Raw genomic sequence first — 17444 nt, 5'->3', positions numbered from 1 at the left:
CTGCAAACGGGCGCTTTCGGTTATCAATTTGTACATGATTAGACATGTTCGATTTGATAAGAAAAAACGCGTCGTCGACGAGCTCATCCGCCGTATCGAGGGTGGGGTGATGGTCGATGGTTTCCTGTTGCCGGGCGAGCATCAGTTGGCCGAAGAGTTTGCGGTCAGCCGCGGCACCCTGCGCGAAGCCCTCGCCGAACTCAAACGGCGCAACTACATCGCGACCCAGAGCGGCGTCGGCTCCATCGTCACCTTTGACGGCATGGTGCTCGACCAACGCAGCGGTTGGGCCCAGGCCCTGGCTGACACAGGGGCGCGAGTGAACACCGACATCCTGCGCCTGGAAGCGGTAACCCGCCCGGACCTGCTCAGCCGTTTCGGCCGCGACCAGTTCATCGCCCTTGATCGCTGTCGCCGCACCACCGACGGCACGGCGGTGTCCCTGGAGCGCTCGTTGATGCCGGCGTCCGGCGGCCTGGAAAGCCTGCCTAAAGTCGGCCTGATCGATAACTCCCTGACCATCACCCTGGCCGCCTACGGTTACGTCGGCGCCGAAGGTGACCAATGGATCGGCGCCGAACCCCTCAGCGACGAAGACGCCGAGTTGCTCGGCCGTCCTGCAGGCACGGTGTTTCTCAAGGCCTCACGGACCACCTACGACCGTCGCGAACGTTTCATGGAGCATGTCGAAAGCTTGCTCGACCCGCTGCACTTTCGCCTGCACCTCCAGTTTGGAAACTCGAAATGACCCCGCACACTCGCGCCCTCGGCGCTTTCTACGGCCTGGCGTTGGGCGATGCCCTGGGCATGCCGACCCAGTCTTTGAACCGCGAACAGGTCCGCGCACGTTTCGGCGCCATCACCGGCTTGGAAGATGCCGACGCCGACCAGCCGATCGCGCCGAACATGCCTGCCGGTTCCATCACTGATGACACGGAGCAGGCGATCCTGGTGGGTGAATTGCTGGTGGAGGGGCAGGGCGTCATCGAACCAACGGTGCTCGCCCAGCGTTTGATCGATTGGGAAGCAGTGATGCGCGCCAAGGGCTCGCAGGATTTGCTCGGCCCCTCCACCAAGCGCGCCATCGACATGATCCTCGCCGGTCACACGCCGGAAGAGTCTGGCCGCTACGGCACCACCAACGGCGCTGCGATGCGCATCACCCCGGTGGGGATCGCCGCTGACGTCAGCGACCCGGCGCGGTTTATCCAGGCGGTGATCCAGGCCTGCCAGGTCACCCATAACACCACCCTGGGGATTTCCAGCGCGGCGGCGGTGGCGGCGGTGGTCTCGGCCGGCATTAACGGCGCAGACCTGGGTGAAGCGCTGAACATCGGCACCCAGATTGCCCAGCAGGCCGAAGTCCACGGTCACTGGATCGCCGGCGGGCGTATTTCCACGCGCATCAGTTGGGCACGCACTTTGAGCGTCGGTAGTGGCGACAAGGCTCTGTTCGCCGACCTGCTGTACGAATTGATCGGTACTTCCGTCGCGTCCCAGGAGTCGGTGGTGGTGTCGTTTGCCCTGGCCCAGCAAGTAGCGGTGGGTGAGATGAATGCTTTTGAGGCCCTGTGCCTGGCCGCCAGTCTTGGCGGCGACACTGACACCATTGCCGCCATTCTCGGCGCCATGCTGGGTGCGTGCCTGGGCCTGCAGTGCTGGCCTGAGGCGATGATCGAACAGGTCAAGCAGGTCAATGGCCTGGAGTTGCAGCCGCTGGTGCAAGGGCTACTTACATTGAGATAAGCACCCAACTCCCCTGTAGGAGCGAGCTTGCTCGCGAAGGCGGCCGACGGTCACGTGGCAAGCCAGGCGAAACGCGTCGCCCTGAAGTTTTCGCGAGCAAGCTCGCTCCTACAGTGATTTATCGAGTCAGGATGACCGGTTAACGCTTTGATTTTCTGCCACAACCACAACAATACAGGCACCAGGAGCACCCCCTCATGAGCAGCACCTCTTCCGGCCAAAGTGCCGGGCAATTGGAAACACGCGGCATCGAACCGGTCCCTGAAGGCGAGTGCAACGGGCACCCGCTGCAACTGTTCTGGGTGTGGTTCGCCGCTAACATCAGCATCCTCGGCTTGCCGCTCGGCGCCACGTTGGTGGCGTTTCGCGGCCTGGCGATCTGGCAGGCGGTCATCGTCGCGATCCTCGGCGCTGCCGGTTCGTTCGCGGTGGTGGGCATCATCTCCATCGCTGGCCGCCGTGGGCGTGCGCCGAGCCTGACGCTGTCCCGCGCCATCTTCGGTGTGCGCGGCAATATCGGGCCGACGCTGGTGTCGCTGATGTCGCGCCTGGGCTGGGAAACGGTCAACACCACCACGGCCGCCTTTGTGCTGCTGTCGTTGTGCTCGATCCTGTTCGGTTCGCCGGTGGAGGCGAAAAGCGCGCCGGTGCTGACCCTGATCTTCATAGCCATCTTCGTGTTGCTGACCTTGTCGGTTTCCGGCCTGGGCCACGCCACTTTGCTGGTGATTCAGAAGTGGGCCACCTACGTCTTCGGCGCCTTGAACATTCTGGTCGGCGGTTTCCTCTGCGCCACCATCGATTGGAGCGCGGTGTTCAACGCGACCCCGGCGCCGTTGAGCGCGATGATCATCGGCGTCGGTACTATGGCTGCCGGTACGGGTATCGGTTGGGCAAATGCTGGCGCCGACATGTCGCGCTACCAACATCGCAGCGTCACGGCTGTGCGCCTGGTGGCCTCGGCCGCGTTTGGCGCGGGCATTCCGCTGGTGTTGCTGATCACCCTCGGCGGCCTGCTGTCGGTGGGCAACAACGACCTGGCCTCGGCCACCGACCCGATCGTCGCGATCCGCGACATGCTGCCGACCTGGATGGCGGTGCCGTACCTGATCACCGCGTTTGGTGGCTTGCTGCTGTCCAACAACCTGTCGGTGTACTCGGCGGGCCTGACCACGCTGACGCTGGGGCTGAAGGTCAAGCGCGTGCATGCGGTGATCGTCGACATCGTGGCGATCTTCGCCGGCTCGATCTACTTCATGCTGATCGCGGACAGTTTCTACGGGCCGTTCATCACCTTCATCTCGTTGCTTGCCGTGCCGATCACGGCGTGGGTCGGCATCTTCGTGGTCGACCTGATCCACCGTCACTACTACAGCCCCAAGGACCTGCTGGACGTGAGCCCAAGCAGCGCCTACTGGTATCGCGGCGGTGTGGAGTGGCGTGCGTTCGGCGCCTGGGCGGTGGCGATCGTGCTGGGTTTCAGCTTCACCACCATCGGCACCACCGCCGAAAACATCTGGTTCGCCGGGCCTTTGTCCGACTCCTGGCTGGGCCACAATGGTCTGGGCTGGATCGTCACCTTCGTGGTGGCCGGCGGGATTTATGCAGTACTGGGTGGCGCAGCTGACCGTCGCCCGGCTTTGGTAGAGCGTCCTAATGTCTAGATTGCTGCACACAGGCCAGGTCATCGTCGACCTGGTCATGGCCCTCGACACCTTGCCCGCCACTGGCGGCGACGTGCTGGCGCAATCGGCCAGCTTCGAAGCCGGGGGTGGCTTCAATGTGATGGCGGCCGCGCGGCGCAATGGGTTGCCGGTGGTTTACCTCGGCCGTCATGGCAATGGGCGCTTTGGTGACCTGGCCCGTGCGGCGATGCAGGTCGAAGGGGTCGAAATGGCCCAGGCGCCCAGCACCGATAAAGACACGGGTTTGTGTGTCTCACTGACCGAAGCCACCACCGAGCGCACGTTCATTTCCCATCTCGGCGCTGAAGGTGACTTGAGTGCCGAGGACCTGGCGCGCGTGGTCCCGCAACCGGACGACTACGTGTATGTCAGCGGCTACAGCCTGTTGCTGGAAGGCAAGGTGCAGGCATTGCTCGACTGGCTGCTGGCGCTGCCGCGAGCGATCACCGTGGTGTTCGATCCGGGCCCGTTGGTCAAGGCGCCGGATTCCGCGCTGATGGTGGCGTTGCTACCGCGTATCGATATCTGGACCAGTAATGGCCCGGAGGCCTTGGCCTTTACCGGGGCGGGTACGGTGGCGGATGCGCTGGTCGATCTCAATCGTCACCTGCCCGTGGATGCCTTGCTGGTGGTGCGGGATGGACCGAATGGTTGCTGGGTCAGCCGCAATGGCCAGGCGCAGCATGTGCCGGGGTTCAAGGTAAAGGCGGTGGACAGCAATGGCGCGGGGGATGCCCATGCGGGGGTGTTTATTGCAGGGTTGGCGAATGGCCTGGCACCCACTCAAGCGGCACGTCGTGCCAATGCGGCAGCGGCGTTGGCGGTGACACGCTGGGGGCCAGCAACCTCACCCGGCACTGCCGAAGTGGATGCTCTACTCGCTGGCTGAATGCGGACAAAACTGTGGGAGCGGGCTTGCTCGCGAAGCCGGAGTGTCAGGCAAAGATTTGCCACTGATCCACCGCATTCGCGAGCAAGCCCGCTCCCACATTTAGTTTTGTATGAGGGCTGCTAGAGCGTTTCAGACTCCAACTTACGCGCCTCATCCACCCCCGACGCCGTCAGCTTGATTGGCAGATTCAACGCGTACTCACCGGCAGCGTCAGTGGTCACATGCCCATCCTTGATCAACCCACGGTCCTGCAGGAACGCCAAGACACTGGCCACCTCTTTTTCGCCGCGGTAGTTATCCAGCACCTCCTTGCCCAAGCCATTCGGGTGGGCGTGCAGCAGGCGAGTGAGGACTTCTTTCTCAAGGTTTCTATCGACGTTCATGCGTACCTCTTCACTGGGAAATGATCGGGTGTTCGTCTTGCGTTCGATGGGTCAAGGCGCAGGTTGTTTCGGCGCACCTGGGACGTTGGAATCATCGCCCTTGTTGATGTTGGGCTGGTTGATCGCCGGGCCCATTTTGCCGTTACCGACGGCGGCAGGCGCTTGACGCTGGGTATCGTTGCCTTGGGTGCGCGGGTCAGCGCCGGGCTCAATGACCGCGCCACCATTGGTGTCCATGCCAGTACCCATGGATTTCTGCGACTCGGTGGTGGCATTCGGCGTTGGATCGGTGGGCCCGGTGGTCGAGCTGGCGGCAAAGGCGCTCAGCGACGCAGCAGACAACAGGCCTGTGAGGGCGAGGGCAGCAAACTTGGAATTTTTCATGAGGGTGTCTCCATATGATTAATGTCCTTACCCTCTATTGGTCCGGCTGCGTCCGGCGTTCGTGCCTTGATGGCGACGAACGGTCTTAGCTTACCTGTAAGATTTTGTGAGAGCGCCACCACCTGTACGGTGAAATTGCACTGCAATCAGTCATCAAACCGCCTTAGTATGTCTGCTTTGAAATTGCCAAGGCTCGCCCATGACCATCGAGATTCGCCCCGCCGTGCCCAGCGATGCTGCGCAGATCCTGACGTTTATCACCGAGCTGGCCGAGTACGAGAAGGCCCGGCATGAAGTGATCGCCAGTGTGGTGGACATCGAGCGCAGCCTGTTCAGCGAAGGCGCCACTGCCCATGGCCTGATCTGCCTGCGCGACGGCTTGCCGATTGGCTTTGCGGTGTTCTTTTTCAGCTATTCCACCTGGTTGGGCAGCAACTGCCTGTACCTGGAAGACCTCTACATCAACCCGGAACAGCGTGGCGGCGGGGCGGGCAAGAAGCTGCTGCGCCACCTGGCGAAGATCGCCTTCGATAACGGTTGCGGGCGCTTTGAGTGGAGCGTGCTGGACTGGAACGAACCGGCGATTGCCTTCTACAAATCCATCGGCGCCCAGCCGCAGGAAGAGTGGGTGCGTTATCGCATGGAAGGCGACGCACTGCGTGACTTCGCCCTCGGCTGACGGAGAAGGCCCTACAAATAACCGGCGACGATTCGCCGGTTTTTTGTTTTTATGCTCACTATATGGGATGCAAATTTATATATTGAGATATTTCAAATGATAGGTTTATAGTCGGCTGCATCAGCACTCACTACCAAAAATAAAACAGGTGAAGCGATGCAGGCACAACCCTTGTCACTCCCCGCCGTGCCCGAGCCAACCTATGGCGAACGGCTCAGAGGCAAAGTGGTGATCATCACCGGCGCCGCCCAGGGCATTGGCGAGGCGATCGTCGCGTGTTTCCAGGCCCAGCAAGCGCGGTTGATCATTGCGGATATCCAGGGCGAAAAGGTCGAGAAGGTCGCCGCCCACTGGCGTGAACGCGGCGCCGACATTTACGCGCAGGCCGTCGACATCACCTCCAAGGATCAATGGCAAGCGCTGGTCAACCTGGCCATCGAGCGCTTCGGTCGCGTGGATGTGCTGGTCAACTGCGCCGGTGTCAACGTGTTCCGCGACCCGCTGGAAATGACCGACGAAGACTGGCGCCGCTGCTTCGCCATCGATCTCGACGGTGCCTGGTTCGGCTGCCGCGCGGTGTTGCCGCACATGATCAAGCAAGGCATCGGCAACATCATCAACATTGCGTCCACCCATTCCAGCCACATCATCCCCGGCTGCTTTCCCTACCCCGTGGCCAAGCACGGCCTGCTCGGCCTGACCCGCGCCCTCGGCATCGAATACGCGCCCAAAGGCATCCGCGTGAATGCCATCGCGCCGGGTTACATCGAAACCCAGCTCAACGTCGACTACTGGAACGGATTTCCCGACCCCCACGCCGAGCGCCAGCGCGCGTTCGACCTGCACCCGCCCAAGCGCATCGGCCAGCCGGTCGAGGTGGCGATGACGGCGCTGTTCCTGGCGACCGACGAGGCGCCCTTTATCAATGCAACCTGCCTGATGATCGATGGCGGGCGTTCTGTGATGTACCACGACTAAAGCGTTTTCCAATAACAAGAAGGAGGTGGTCCATGTTCAAGAAGACTCTAGGCACCCTGGCGCTGGCAATGACGTTCAGCAGCGTGGCGCTCGCCGAGGAAGTGAAGATCGGCTTCCTGGTCAAGCAGGCCGAAGAACCCTGGTTCCAGACCGAATGGGCCTTCGCCGAAAAAGCCGGCAAGGACCAAGGTTTCACCGTGATCAAGATCGCCGTGCCGGACGGTGAAAAAACCTTGTCGGCCATCGACACCCTGGCCGCCAACGGCGCCAAGGGCTTCGTGATCTGCCCGCCGGATGTGTCCCTCGGCCCGGCAATCATGGCCAAGGCCAAGCTCAATAACCTCAAGGTGCTGGCGGTGGATGACCGTTTTGTCGACGCCAAGGGCAAACCCATGGAAGACGTGCCTTACGTCGGCCTGGATGCCTACAAGATCGGCCAGAAACAAGGCGAAGCCATGGCCGCCGAAGCCAAGCATCGCAACTGGGATTGGAAGGACACCTACGTCGTCATCAACACCTTCGACGAACTGGAAACCGGCAAGAAACGCACCGACGGTTCGGTCGAAGGCCTCAAGGCTGCCGGCTTGCCCGCCGACCACATCCTGTTCAGCGCGCAGAAAACCCTCGACGTGCCCGGCAGCATGGATGCCACCAACTCGGCCTTGGTGAAACTGCCCAGCGGCGCGAAAAACCTGATCATTGGCGGGATGAACGACAGCACCGTACTGGGCGGCGTGCGCGCCACCGAAAGCGCCGGTTTCAAGGCGGCGAACGTGATCGGCGTGGGCATCAACGGCACCGATGCGATTGAAGAGCTGAAGAAAACCGACACTGGCTTTTACGGCTCGATGCTGCTGAGCCCTGACGCCTCCGGCTACAAAACCGCCAGCGCCATGTTCGAGTGGGTCACCAAAGGCACCGAGCCTGCCAAGTTCACCGCGTTGGACAACGTGACCCTGATCACCCGCGCCAACTTCAAGGAAGAGCTGAGCAAAATCGGGCTGTGGAAATGACCGGCGCGGCCCTGCGTTTCAACGGCATCGGCAAGGAATTTCCCGGTGTGAAAGCCCTGGCGCAGATCAGCTTTGAAGCGCGGCCGCGCGAGGTGCATGCGTTGATGGGCGAGAACGGCGCGGGCAAGTCGACGCTGCTGAAGATTCTCGGTGGCGCTTACTTGCCGAGCAGTGGTTCGCTGCAGATCGGCGAGCAAACCATGGACTTCAAGTCCGCCGCCGACAGCATTGCCAGCGGCGTGGCGGTGATCCACCAGGAGCTGCATCTGGTGCCGGAAATGACCGTCGCCGAAAACCTGTTCCTTGGGCATTTGCCGACGCGCTTCGGGGTGGTCAACCGCAGTCAATTGCGCAAGCAAGCGTTGGCCTGTCTCAAAGGCCTGGCCGATGAAATCGATCCGGACGAAAAGCTCGGCCGCCTGTCCCTCGGCCAGCGCCAACTGGTGGAAATTGCCAAGGCGTTGTCCCGTGGCGCCCATGTGATTGCCTTCGATGAGCCCACCAGCAGCTTGTCGGCGCGGGAGATCGACCGCTTGATGGCGATCATCACCCGCCTGCGTGACGAGGGCAAAGTCGTGCTCTATGTGTCGCACCGTATGGAAGAAGTTTTCCGTATCTGCAACGCGGTGACGGTGTTCAAGGATGGCCGCTATGTGCGCACTTTCGACGACATGAACGCGCTGACCCACGACCAACTGGTGACCTGCATGGTCGGTCGCGATATCCAGGATATCTATGATTATCGGCCACGGGAACAGGGCGACGTGGCGCTGAAGGTTGACGGCTTGCTCGGCCCAGGCCTGCGTGAGCCGGTCAGCCTGCAGGTGCAGAAGGGCGAGATTCTTGGCCTGTTCGGATTGGTCGGGGCAGGGCGCACGGAGCTGTTTCGGCTGCTGAGCGGTTTGACTCGCAGCACCGCCGGTAGCCTTGAACTCTGCGGGCAAACATTGCAATTGCGTTCACCCCGCGACGCGATTGCTGCCGGCGTGCTGCTGTGCCCGGAAGACCGCAAGAAGGAGGGCATCATTCCGCTGTCCAGCGTGGCCGAGAACATCAACATCAGCGCGCGCGGTGCCCATTCCACCTTCGGTTGGCTGTTGCGCGACGGCTGGGAAACCACCAACGCCGACCGGCAGATCAAGGCGATGAAGGTCAAGACGCCCAACGCCGAACAGAAAATCATGTACCTCTCCGGCGGCAACCAGCAGAAGGCCATTCTCGGCCGCTGGCTGTCGATGCCGATGAAGGTGCTGCTGTTGGACGAGCCGACCCGTGGTATCGACATCGGCGCCAAGTCGGAGATCTACCAGATCATCCACAACCTCGCCGCCAGCGGTATTGCGGTGATCGTGGTGTCCAGCGACCTGATGGAAGTGATGGGCATCAGCGACCGCATCCTGGTGATGAGCGAAGGCGCCCTGACCGGCGAACTCACCCGCGACCAGGCGGACGAAGCACGGCTGTTGCAACTGGCTCTCCCGCGTTCGCGGGCTTGAAGAATTCGAGGTGAATGATGTCTGAGGTAAAAACTGCAAAGAGCTTCTGGCCGGGTTTCAACCAGCGCAAGTTCCTCGATGACTGGGTGATGCTGCTCGCCGCGTTGAGCATCTTTGTGCTCAGTGCGTTGTTTATCGATAACTTCCTTTCGCCGCTGAACATGCGCGGGTTGGGCCTGGCGATTTCTACCGTGGGTATTGCAGCGTGCACCATGCTGTTCTGCCTGGCGTCGGGGCACTTCGACTTGTCGGTGGGCTCGGTGATTGCCTGTGCCGGTGTGGTCGCGGGCATTGTGATCCGCGACACCGATAGCGTGGTGCTCGGCGTGTCCGCTGCGTTGGCCATGGGCCTGGTGGTGGGGCTGATCAACGGCATCGTCATCGCCAAGCTGCGTATCAACGCATTGATCGCGACCTTGGCGACCATGCAAATCGTACGCGGCCTGGCGTACATCTTTTCCAACGGCAAGGCCGTCGGCGTGATGGACGAAGGCTTCTTCGTGTTCGGCAACGGCCAGCTGATGGGTGTGCCGGTGCCGATCATCATCACTGTGCTGTGCTTTGTGTTCTTTGGCTGGCTGCTCAACTACACCACCTACGGGCGCAACACCATGGCCATCGGCGGTAACCAGGAAGCGGCGTTGCTGGCTGGCGTAAATGTTGATCGCACCAAGATCATCATCTTTGCCGTGCACGGTCTGATCGGCGCCCTGGCCGGGGTGATCCTCGCCTCGCGCATGACCTCGGGCCAGCCGATGATTGGCCAGGGGTTTGAGCTGACCGTGATCTCGGCGTGTGTATTGGGCGGGGTGTCGTTGAGTGGCGGCATTGGCATGATCCGTCACGTGATTGCCGGGGTGCTGATTTTGGCGATCATCGAGAATGCGATGAACCTGAAGAACATCGACACCTTTTACCAGTATGTGATCCGGGGTTCGATCCTGTTGCTGGCCGTCATCATCGACCGCATGAAACAACGCTAGGAAGAACACCGCCTAACCCCTGTGGGAGCGGGCTTGCTCGCGAAGGCGGTGGTTCAGTAAGTACATCTTTGACTGACACACCGCCATCGCGAGCAAGCCCGCTCCCACATTTGGATCTCCACTGTATTGAGGTCCGTGATTTGCCATAATGGCGCCGTTTTCGTACTCCCCAATAGGCCCGATATGCAGGAAAACGCCCACACCCCCGTCAAAGACGCCGCGCCCACCGGCACCCAGACCCTGCTGCGTGGCCTGGGCGTGGTGCAAGCGGTGGCGGCAGGTGCGCGGGATCTGAAAGAGATCGCCAAGCGCATCGGCACCACCCGCAGCACCACCCACCGCCTGGCCAGTTGCCTGGTGGAAGAGCGTTACCTGCGCGTGGTGCCGCAGGTCGGTTACCTGTTGGGACCGAAGTTGATCGAACTGGGTTTTCAGGCACGCGAAGAGCTGCCGCTGGTGACCTTGGCCATTCCGTATCTGGATGAGTTGTCGGCGCTGACCGGCGACACCATCCACTTGGCCATCCGTGAATACGACGACGTGCTGTACCTGCACAAGAACCCCGGCCGTAATGGCCCGGAAATGCGCTCACGGGTCGGTCATCGCATGCCGCTGGCACGCACCGGGATCGGCAAGGCATTGCTGCTGGATGACACGGTTGCGGAGTGGCAACGTCTGTACGAAGTCAGCCTGCCAGCGGGTGGGAAAAGCCTGCAATGGCCGCAGCACCCAGAACAGTCATGGGCACAGTTCGAGCAGCGTATGCATGAATACGTGGTGGGCGGTTATGCGTTCGACCTGGAAGACAACGAACCGTCGATCCGTTGCGTGGCGGCACCGGTGCGCGATGCCAGCCGGCGCATCGTCGCCGGCATCAGCATCGCCAGTACCGTGCCCTACATGCCGCTGGAGAAAATGGCCGAGCTGATTCCTGTGGTCAAACAGGTCGCAGCCCGGCTGTCAGCGGAGTTGGGCGCGAAGGCCTGATCAGGCCTTCAACGTCGCCATGTCGATGACAAAGCGGTACTTCACATCGCCGGCGATCATGCGGCTGTAGGCTTCGTTGATGTGGCGGATGTCGAGCATTTCGATGTCGCAGGTGATGCCGTGCTCGGCGCAGAAATCCAGGACTTCCTGGGTTTCGGCAATGCCGCCGATCAAGGAACCGGCCAGTACTTTGCGGCCCAGCACCAGCTTGGCGGCATTGACGGGCGGGTCCACCGGTTCGATCAGGCCGACCAGGATGTGTACGCCGTCAAAGCGCAGCACGTCGAGGTAGGGGTTCAGATCGTGCTGCACCGGGATAGTGTCCAGCAGGAAGTCGAAGCTGCCGGCGGCGGCTTTCATCTGGGCTTCGTCGGTGGACACGATCACATGATCGGCGCCCTGGCGACGGCCTTCTTCGGCCTTGCTCGCCGAGCGGGTAAACAAGGTCACTTCCGCGCCCATGGCCTTGGCAAACTTGATGCCCATATGGCCCAGGCCGCCCATGCCGAGCACGCCGACTTTATCGCCGGCCTTCACGCCGTAGTGCTTGAGCGGCGAGTAGGTGGTGATGCCAGCACACAGGATCGGCGCGGCGCTGGCCAGGTCAAGCTTGGCCGGGATCTTCACCACGAAATGTTCGCTGACCACGATGCTGTCGGAGTAACCGCCCATGGTGTTGCTGCCGTCAACGCGGTCCGGGGTGGCGTAGGTCATGGTCGGGCCTTCGAGGCAGTATTGCTCCAGGTCCGCTTGGCACGCGTCGCAGTGACGGCACGAATCGACCATGCAGCCCACGCCGACCAGATCACCGATTTTGTGCGCGGTGACGTTGGCGCCAACGGCGGTGACCTTGCCGACGATCTCGTGGCCGGGCATCAGCGGGTACACGGCGATGCCCCATTCGTTGCGCGCCTGATGGATGTCGGAGTGGCACACGCCGCAGTACAGGATCTCGATCGCCACGTCATCGACTCGCGGGCTGCGGCGCTGGAACGACATGGGGGCGAGGGGAGTGGTGGCCGACTGGGCGGCGTAACCGATGGCGGTGTACATGAGGGAAACCTCGCTAAAACAATCACTGGGGAGGCGGCGCATTCTCCGCGCCGGGCCGGGAAGCGGCCATGGCGATTGCTCCGAGTCTCATGCCTATTCGTCCGGGAGTGCCCCGCGTTTGGATCCTTGTGACGCCAGACCTGCGATGATGCTCTCATCCCCTTTTCGCGAAGTTTTTTGCCATGTTGCTCACCCGCCATCTCGACGCCAACGCCACGCTGGTTGCCTTGATTGAAGGGCTCACGCCCTGCGACGGTTTCTCGCCAACGAACCTGCCCGGCGTGCAAGTGCTGCGCGCCAGTTGTGACGTGGCGCGTGGGCCGCAGATCTACGAACCCAGCCTGATGTTCGTGGCCCAGGGCAGCAAAGTTGCCTACCTCGGCCCGCGTACGCTGGAGTATGGCGCCGGGCATTACCTGATCCAGGCGATGCCGGTGCCGTTCGAGTGCGAGACGTTTGCCATGGCGTCCGATGCGCCGTTGTACGGCGTCACGGTGGGCATTGATCGCGTGGTGCTGGGTGAACTGGTCATGGCCATGGGGATGCAGGCCGGACCGCCACCGACCGCGCAAACCCTGGAGTCGATGAGTTCGGTGATGCTTGATGACGCGATGCGCGGTGCCGTCGAGCGACTATTGGAGTGTCTGCACGATCCGCTGGAAAGCCGGATCATGGGCCCGGCGCGGGTCAGGGAAGTGTTGTTCACCGCATTGCGTGGCCCGCAAGCGGATGTATTGCGGGCGCTGGTGGAACAACAGGGACAGTTTTCGCGGATTGCCACGTCGCTGAACCACCTGCATGCCCATTACGCCGAGCCGCTGAATATCGAGACACTGGCGGGGTACGCGCACATGAGTGCGTCGACGTTTCATGAGCATTTCAAGCGCTGTACGTTGTTGTCGCCGGTGCAGTACCTGAAGCGTCTGCGCTTGCTCAAGGCCCAGCAACTGCTGCTGGTGGAGGGCATGGGCGTGGCGCAGGCGGCGCATAGCGTGGGGTATCAGAGTACGTCGCAGTTCAGTCGGGAGTACAAGCGCTACTTCCTGCGCAATCCCGGCGAAGAAAGAGCCGCATAATTCCACCAGGCACAACACCGTAAATGTGGGAGCGGGCTTGCTCGCGAATACGGTGGGTCAGCTAACACATTCCTCAACTGACAGGCCGCCTTCGCGAGCAAGCCCGCTCCCACATTTGATTTGTGTTTGGCATAAAAAAGGCTCCCTGTCTGGGAGCCTTTTTGTTCAAGCCGCGAGCTTACATATTCGGGTAAGTCGGCCCACCCGCGCCTTCCGGCGTGACCCAGGTGATGTTCTGCGAAGGATCCTTGATGTCACAGGTCTTGCAGTGCACGCAGTTCTGGGCGTTGATCTGGAAGCGCTTCTCGCCGTCTTCCTTGGTGATCACTTCATACACGCCAGCCGGGCAGTAGCGCTGCGCCGGTTCATCGTAGAGCGGCAGGTTGGTGCCGATCGGGATGCTCGGGTCTTTCAGCTTCAGGTGGCAGGGCTGTTCTTCTTCATGGTTGGTGCTGGAGAGGAACACCGAGCTCAGCTTGTCGAAGCTCAGCTTGCCGTCGGGTTTCGGATAGTCGATTTTCTTGCTGTCCTTGGCCAGCTTGAGGCAGGCGTAGTCCGGCTTGGTGTCGTGCAGGGTGAACGGCATCTTGCCGCCCAGGATGTTCTGGTCGAACCAGTTGAAGCCGGCGCCGATGATCGGGCCGAACTTGTGCATTGCCGGGCCGAAGTTGCGGCTGGCGAACAGTTCTTCGTAGAGCCAGCTGGACTTGAAGCTGTCGACGTAAGCGGTCAGTTCATCACCGCCTTCGGATTCGGCGAACAGGCGGTCGGCCACGGCGTCGGCGGCGAGCATGCCGGACTTCATCGCGGTGTGGCTGCCCTTGATCTTGGCGAAGTTCAGGGTGCCGAGATCGCAACCGATCAGCGCGCCGCCCTTGAAGACCATCTTCGGTAGCGAGTTCAGGCCGCCTTTGCAGATGGCACGGGCGCCGTAGCTGATGCGTTTGCCGCCTTCCAGGTACTGGGCCAGCACTGGGTGGTGCTTGAGGCGCTGGAACTCATCGAACGGCGACAGGAAGGTGTTGCTGTAGGACAGGTCGACGATCAAACCGACCACCACCTGGTTGTTTTCCAGGTGATAGAGGAACGAGCCGCCGGTGTTTTCGGCGCTCATGATGTCCAGCGGCCAACCGGCGGTGTGCACCACCAGGCCAGGTTGGTGCTTGGCGGGGTCGATTTCCCAGATTTCCTTCAGGCCGATGCCGTAGTGCTGGGCGTCGGCGTCGCTGTCCAGGTTGAAACGCTGGATCAGCTGCTTGCCGATGTGGCCACGGCAACCTTCGGCGAACAGCGTGTACTTGCCACGCAGTTCCATGCCGGGGGTGTAGACGCCTTCTTTCGGGTTGCCTTCGCGATCGACGCCGAGGTCACCGGTGATGATCCCGCGCACCACGCCGTTTTCGTCGAACAGCGCTTCCTGGGCGGCGAAGCCTGGGTAGACTTCCACGCCCAGGTTCTCGGCCTGCTGGGCCAGCCAGCGGCACAGGTTGCCCAGGGAGATGATGTAGTTGCCTTCGTTGTGCATGGTCTTGGGCACAAAGAAGTCAGGCACCTTGGTGGAGGCTTCGGGGCTGCGCAGTACATAGATGTCATCGCGCACCACCGGAGTGTTGAGCGGGGCGCCGAGTTCTTTCCAGTCCGGGAACAGTTCGTTCAGGGCGCGTGGTTCGAACACGGCACCGGAGAGGATATGCGCGCCGACTTCGGAGCCTTTCTCGACCACGCAGACGCTGATTTCCTTACCGGCTTCGGCGGCCTTCTGCTTCAGTCGGCAGGCGGCAGACAGTCCCGCCGGGCCAGCGCCGACGATGACCACGTCGAATTCCATGTATTCGCGTTCCACAGGCTATCTCCTACTCAAGGCTCAACAGGCTTTTTTTTCTAATGGGTGGAGGTTCGGTGTCGTCTTGCGGCAACGGCAAGACCCACCTTTCTCTCTAGGTGGCGCATTATATCTACACCACTGCTAGCGTCCAATACAAACGTTTGTTTGAATTGCCCGCAGGCTAGGTAAATCAAAGTGGTGCGGCTTATGACTGGCTATTTTGCCGTATTGACCAGAATAGGTGTTCCGGTCAATATACGGTCGGTTTTGCGCTAACCGTAGGCAGACTGCAGGTTTCAAGAGCACGTCCAAAAGCAAGACAGGTGGCGCGCGTCCAGACAATGGCGCGCAGTTTACACGCTGCGATAAAGAATGACCTCTCAGTCACCACTGACGAACGGTCATCATTTCCCGTGAGCAAGGTCACCGCCTGCGTTTTTGGAGGTGCCCTTGTGTGCCGATGAGCATCAACCGCCAGGTTCGCCTAGGCGACTTTCTTTTCACCGGAGAGTAACGAGGAATCCATGAAGGTTCTTGTAGCTGTCAAACGCGTTGTCGATTACAACGTGAAAGTTCGCGTCAAGGCGGACAATTCCGGCGTCGACCTTGCTAACGTCAAGATGTCGATGAACCCTTTCTGCGAAATCGCTGTGGAAGAAGCCGTCCGCCTGAAAGAGAAAGGCGTGGCGACTGAAATCGTCGTGGTTTCCATCGGCCCTACCACTGCTCAAGAGCAGCTGCGTACCGCCCTGGCACTGGGTGCCGACCGCGCCATCCTGGTCGAGTCCGCTGAAGAGCTGACCTCCCTGGCCGTGGCCAAGCTGCTCAAAGCTGTTGTCGACAAGGAACAGCCTCAGCTGGTGATCCTCGGCAAACAGGCCATCGACAGCGACAACAATCAGACTGGCCAGATGCTGGCTGCACTGACCGGTTACGGCCAGGGCACCTTCGCTTCCAAAGTCGAAGTGAGCGGCGACAGCGTAGCTGTAACCCGTGAAATCGACGGCGGCGCGCAGACCGTTTCCCTGAAGCTGCCGGCCATCGTCACCACCGACCTGCGTTTGAACGAGCCGCGCTACGCGTCCCTGCCGAACATCATGAAAGCCAAGAAGAAGCCGCTTGAGTCGGTCACTCCTGAAGCTTTGGGCGTTTCCACCGCCTCCACCAACAAGACCGTCAAGGTTGAAGCACCGGCTGCACGCAGCGCGGGCATCAAGGTCAAGTCGGTGGCCGAACTGGTCGAGAAACTGAAAAACGAAGCGAAGGTAATCTGATCATGACTATCTTGGTAATCGCTGAACACGACAACAAGGTAGTGGCCCCGGCCACCCTGAACACCGTGGCTGCCGCTGCGAAAATCGGTGGTGATATCCACGTGCTGGTTGCAGGTCAGGGCGCTGGCGCCGTGGCTGAGGCTGCTGCGAAAATCGCTGGTGTGAGCAAAGTCCTGCTGGCCGACAACGCCGCGTACGCTCACCAACTGCCGGAAAACGTTGCCCCTCTGGTTGCAGAGCTGGGCGCTGGCTACAGCCACATCCTGGCTGCTGCGACCTCCAACGGCAAAAACATCCTGCCGCGCGTTGCCGCGCAGCTGGACGTCGACCAGATCTCCGAGATCATCTCGGTTGAAAGCGCCGACACCTTCAAGCGCCCGATCTACGCCGGTAACGCCATCGCTACCGTACAGTCCAACGCTTCGGTCAAAGTCATCACCGTGCGTGCTACCGGTTTCGACCCGGTTGCCGCCGAAGGTGGTTCGGCTGCCGTTGAAGCCGTTGCGGCTGCCCACGACGCTGGCACTTCCAGCTTCGTAGGCGAAGAGCTGGCCAAGTCGGATCGTCCTGAGCTGACCGCTGCCAAGATCGTCGTTTCCGGCGGCCGTGGCATGCAGAACGGTGACAACTTCAAGCACCTGTACGCCCTGGCCGACAAGCTGGGCGCTGCGGTCGGCGCTTCGCGTGCGGCCGTCGACGCAGGGTTCGTACCCAACGACATGCAGGTCGGCCAGACCGGCAAGATCGTTGCGCCACAGCTGTACATCGCCGTCGGTATCTCCGGCGCGATCCAGCACTTGGCCGGTATGAAAGACTCCAAAGTGATCGTTGCGATCAACAAAGACGAAGAAGCACCGATCTTCCAGGTGGCCGATTACGGCCTGGTGGCGGACTTGTTCGAAGCTGTACCTGAGCTGGAGAAGCTGGTCTAAACCAGCGGCTTCACTTATAAAGAGCCCGGTCCTTGTGACCGGGCTTTTTTTTGACTTG

At 61.2% G+C, this 17444-nt stretch carries 17 protein-coding genes; 13 read left to right on the top strand and 4 right to left on the bottom strand.

The features are described 5' to 3' along the window. The first annotated feature begins 34 nt into the window (after positions 1-34). The 4 genes from HX793_RS22485 to HX793_RS22470 all read left to right on the top strand — a co-directional run bounded on the left by HX793_RS22485 (position 35) and on the right by HX793_RS22470 (position 4320). Positions 35-748 (top strand): GntR family transcriptional regulator, encoded by a 714-nt coding sequence (locus HX793_RS22485; protein ID WP_016979736.1) that lies wholly within the window; start codon positions 35-37, stop codon positions 746-748. Further along, positions 745-1746: an ADP-ribosylglycohydrolase family protein gene (locus HX793_RS22480; protein WP_177062174.1), complete on the top strand. Its 1002-nt coding sequence runs from the start codon at positions 745-747 to the stop codon at positions 1744-1746. The genes HX793_RS22485 and HX793_RS22480 overlap by 4 nt, the downstream gene beginning before the upstream one ends. A gap of 197 nt (positions 1747-1943) precedes the next feature. Further along, complete coding sequence (locus tag HX793_RS22475; RefSeq protein WP_016979734.1) at positions 1944-3410, top strand: purine-cytosine permease family protein; 1467 nt, start codon at positions 1944-1946, stop codon at positions 3408-3410. Then, complete coding sequence (locus tag HX793_RS22470) at positions 3403-4320, top strand: PfkB family carbohydrate kinase (protein ID WP_177095783.1); 918 nt, start codon at positions 3403-3405, stop codon at positions 4318-4320. Before HX793_RS22475 ends, HX793_RS22470 begins: the two co-directional genes overlap by 8 nt. A 122-nt stretch (positions 4321-4442) precedes the next feature. Here HX793_RS22470 and HX793_RS22465 read toward each other — a convergent pair whose 3' ends face one another. After that, the gene (locus HX793_RS22465) at positions 4443-4706 is read right to left on the bottom strand and encodes a hypothetical protein (protein WP_016979732.1); all 264 of its coding nucleotides are present in this window, start codon (positions 4704-4706) and stop codon (positions 4443-4445) included. Between the two features lie 51 nt (positions 4707-4757). Then, on the bottom strand, positions 4758-5090 hold the full coding sequence (locus HX793_RS22460; RefSeq protein WP_095017287.1) for a hypothetical protein: 333 nt from the start codon (positions 5088-5090) through the stop codon (positions 4758-4760). Positions 5091-5289: 199 nt separating this feature from the next. Between HX793_RS22460 and HX793_RS22455 the strand changes: the two genes are divergently transcribed. The 6 genes from HX793_RS22455 to HX793_RS22430 all read left to right on the top strand — a co-directional run bounded on the left by HX793_RS22455 (position 5290) and on the right by HX793_RS22430 (position 11226). Beyond that, the gene (locus tag HX793_RS22455; protein ID WP_010208407.1) at positions 5290-5769 is read left to right on the top strand and encodes a GNAT family N-acetyltransferase; all 480 of its coding nucleotides are present in this window, start codon (positions 5290-5292) and stop codon (positions 5767-5769) included. Positions 5770-5925: 156 nt separating this feature from the next. After that, positions 5926-6747 carry an SDR family oxidoreductase gene (locus tag HX793_RS22450; RefSeq protein WP_177062180.1) on the top strand — a complete coding sequence of 274 codons (822 nt, stop codon included), beginning with the start codon at positions 5926-5928 and terminating at the stop codon, positions 6745-6747. A gap of 32 nt (positions 6748-6779) precedes the next feature. Then, positions 6780-7760, top strand: a complete 981-nt coding sequence (locus tag HX793_RS22445; protein ID WP_177062182.1) for a substrate-binding domain-containing protein — start codon at positions 6780-6782, stop codon at positions 7758-7760. After that, complete coding sequence (araG, locus tag HX793_RS22440; protein WP_177095781.1) at positions 7757-9256, top strand: L-arabinose ABC transporter ATP-binding protein AraG; 1500 nt, start codon at positions 7757-7759, stop codon at positions 9254-9256. Before HX793_RS22445 ends, araG begins: the two co-directional genes overlap by 4 nt. A 17-nt stretch (positions 9257-9273) precedes the next feature. Then, on the top strand, positions 9274-10239 hold the full coding sequence (gene araH / locus HX793_RS22435) for an L-arabinose ABC transporter permease AraH (protein WP_177062186.1): 966 nt from the start codon (positions 9274-9276) through the stop codon (positions 10237-10239). Positions 10240-10422: 183 nt separating this feature from the next. Further along, a complete protein-coding gene (locus HX793_RS22430) occupies positions 10423-11226 on the top strand; it encodes an IclR family transcriptional regulator (protein ID WP_016979999.1) in 804 nt (267 codons plus the stop codon). On the opposite strand, the gene HX793_RS22425 is transcribed toward HX793_RS22430, so the two are convergent. Further along, positions 11227-12279, bottom strand: coding sequence for an NAD(P)-dependent alcohol dehydrogenase (locus HX793_RS22425; protein WP_177062583.1), 1053 nt, complete (start codon positions 12277-12279; stop codon positions 11227-11229). It abuts the gene before it with no gap. A 182-nt stretch (positions 12280-12461) separates the two neighbouring features. Between HX793_RS22425 and HX793_RS22420 the strand changes: the two genes are divergently transcribed. Then, on the top strand, positions 12462-13355 hold the full coding sequence (locus HX793_RS22420; RefSeq protein ID WP_016980001.1) for an AraC family transcriptional regulator: 894 nt from the start codon (positions 12462-12464) through the stop codon (positions 13353-13355). Positions 13356-13533: 178 nt separating this feature from the next. Here HX793_RS22420 and HX793_RS22415 read toward each other — a convergent pair whose 3' ends face one another. Then, positions 13534-15198 (bottom strand): electron transfer flavoprotein-ubiquinone oxidoreductase, encoded by a 1665-nt coding sequence (locus HX793_RS22415; protein WP_016980002.1) that lies wholly within the window; start codon positions 15196-15198, stop codon positions 13534-13536. Positions 15199-15704: 506 nt separating this feature from the next. Here HX793_RS22415 and HX793_RS22410 point away from each other — a divergent pair. Continuing rightward, on the top strand, positions 15705-16454 hold the full coding sequence (locus HX793_RS22410) for an electron transfer flavoprotein subunit beta/FixA family protein (RefSeq protein WP_028617555.1): 750 nt from the start codon (positions 15705-15707) through the stop codon (positions 16452-16454). A 2-nt stretch (positions 16455-16456) separates the two neighbouring features. Beyond that, positions 16457-17386: an electron transfer flavoprotein subunit alpha/FixB family protein gene (locus HX793_RS22405; protein WP_016980004.1), complete on the top strand. Its 930-nt coding sequence runs from the start codon at positions 16457-16459 to the stop codon at positions 17384-17386. The last annotated feature ends 58 nt before the right edge of the window (positions 17387-17444 follow it).

The organism is Pseudomonas reactans, from assembly GCF_013387025.1.
Classification (GTDB): domain Bacteria; phylum Pseudomonadota; class Gammaproteobacteria; order Pseudomonadales; family Pseudomonadaceae; genus Aquipseudomonas; species Aquipseudomonas reactans.
This window is presented reverse-complemented; position numbering and strand designations above follow the sequence as displayed.

Excerpts from the sequence above, each read along its gene's own strand:
- HX793_RS22450 (WP_177062180.1), top strand. The coding sequence starts at position 5,926 with ATGCAGGCACAACCCTTGTCACTCCCCGCCGTGCCCGAGCCAACCTAT.
- HX793_RS22405 (WP_016980004.1), top strand. The coding sequence starts at position 16,457 with ATGACTATCTTGGTAATCGCTGAACACGACAACAAGGTAGTGGCCCCG.
- HX793_RS22430 (WP_016979999.1), top strand. The coding sequence starts at position 10,423 with ATGCAGGAAAACGCCCACACCCCCGTCAAAGACGCCGCGCCCACCGGC.
- HX793_RS22465 (WP_016979732.1), bottom strand. The coding sequence starts at position 4,706 with ATGAACGTCGATAGAAACCTTGAGAAAGAAGTCCTCACTCGCCTGCTG.
- HX793_RS22480 (WP_177062174.1), top strand. The coding sequence starts at position 745 with ATGACCCCGCACACTCGCGCCCTCGGCGCTTTCTACGGCCTGGCGTTG.
- HX793_RS22475 (WP_016979734.1), top strand. The coding sequence starts at position 1,944 with ATGAGCAGCACCTCTTCCGGCCAAAGTGCCGGGCAATTGGAAACACGC.
- HX793_RS22460 (WP_095017287.1), bottom strand. The coding sequence starts at position 5,090 with ATGAAAAATTCCAAGTTTGCTGCCCTCGCCCTCACAGGCCTGTTGTCT.
- HX793_RS22425 (WP_177062583.1), bottom strand. The coding sequence starts at position 12,279 with ATGTACACCGCCATCGGTTACGCCGCCCAGTCGGCCACCACTCCCCTC.
- HX793_RS22485 (WP_016979736.1), top strand. The coding sequence starts at position 35 with ATGATTAGACATGTTCGATTTGATAAGAAAAAACGCGTCGTCGACGAG.
- araH (WP_177062186.1), top strand. The coding sequence starts at position 9,274 with ATGTCTGAGGTAAAAACTGCAAAGAGCTTCTGGCCGGGTTTCAACCAG.
- HX793_RS22420 (WP_016980001.1), top strand. The coding sequence starts at position 12,462 with ATGTTGCTCACCCGCCATCTCGACGCCAACGCCACGCTGGTTGCCTTG.
- HX793_RS22445 (WP_177062182.1), top strand. The coding sequence starts at position 6,780 with ATGTTCAAGAAGACTCTAGGCACCCTGGCGCTGGCAATGACGTTCAGC.
- HX793_RS22455 (WP_010208407.1), top strand. The coding sequence starts at position 5,290 with ATGACCATCGAGATTCGCCCCGCCGTGCCCAGCGATGCTGCGCAGATC.
- HX793_RS22470 (WP_177095783.1), top strand. The coding sequence starts at position 3,403 with ATGTCTAGATTGCTGCACACAGGCCAGGTCATCGTCGACCTGGTCATG.
- araG (WP_177095781.1), top strand. The coding sequence starts at position 7,757 with ATGACCGGCGCGGCCCTGCGTTTCAACGGCATCGGCAAGGAATTTCCC.
- HX793_RS22410 (WP_028617555.1), top strand. The coding sequence starts at position 15,705 with ATGAAGGTTCTTGTAGCTGTCAAACGCGTTGTCGATTACAACGTGAAA.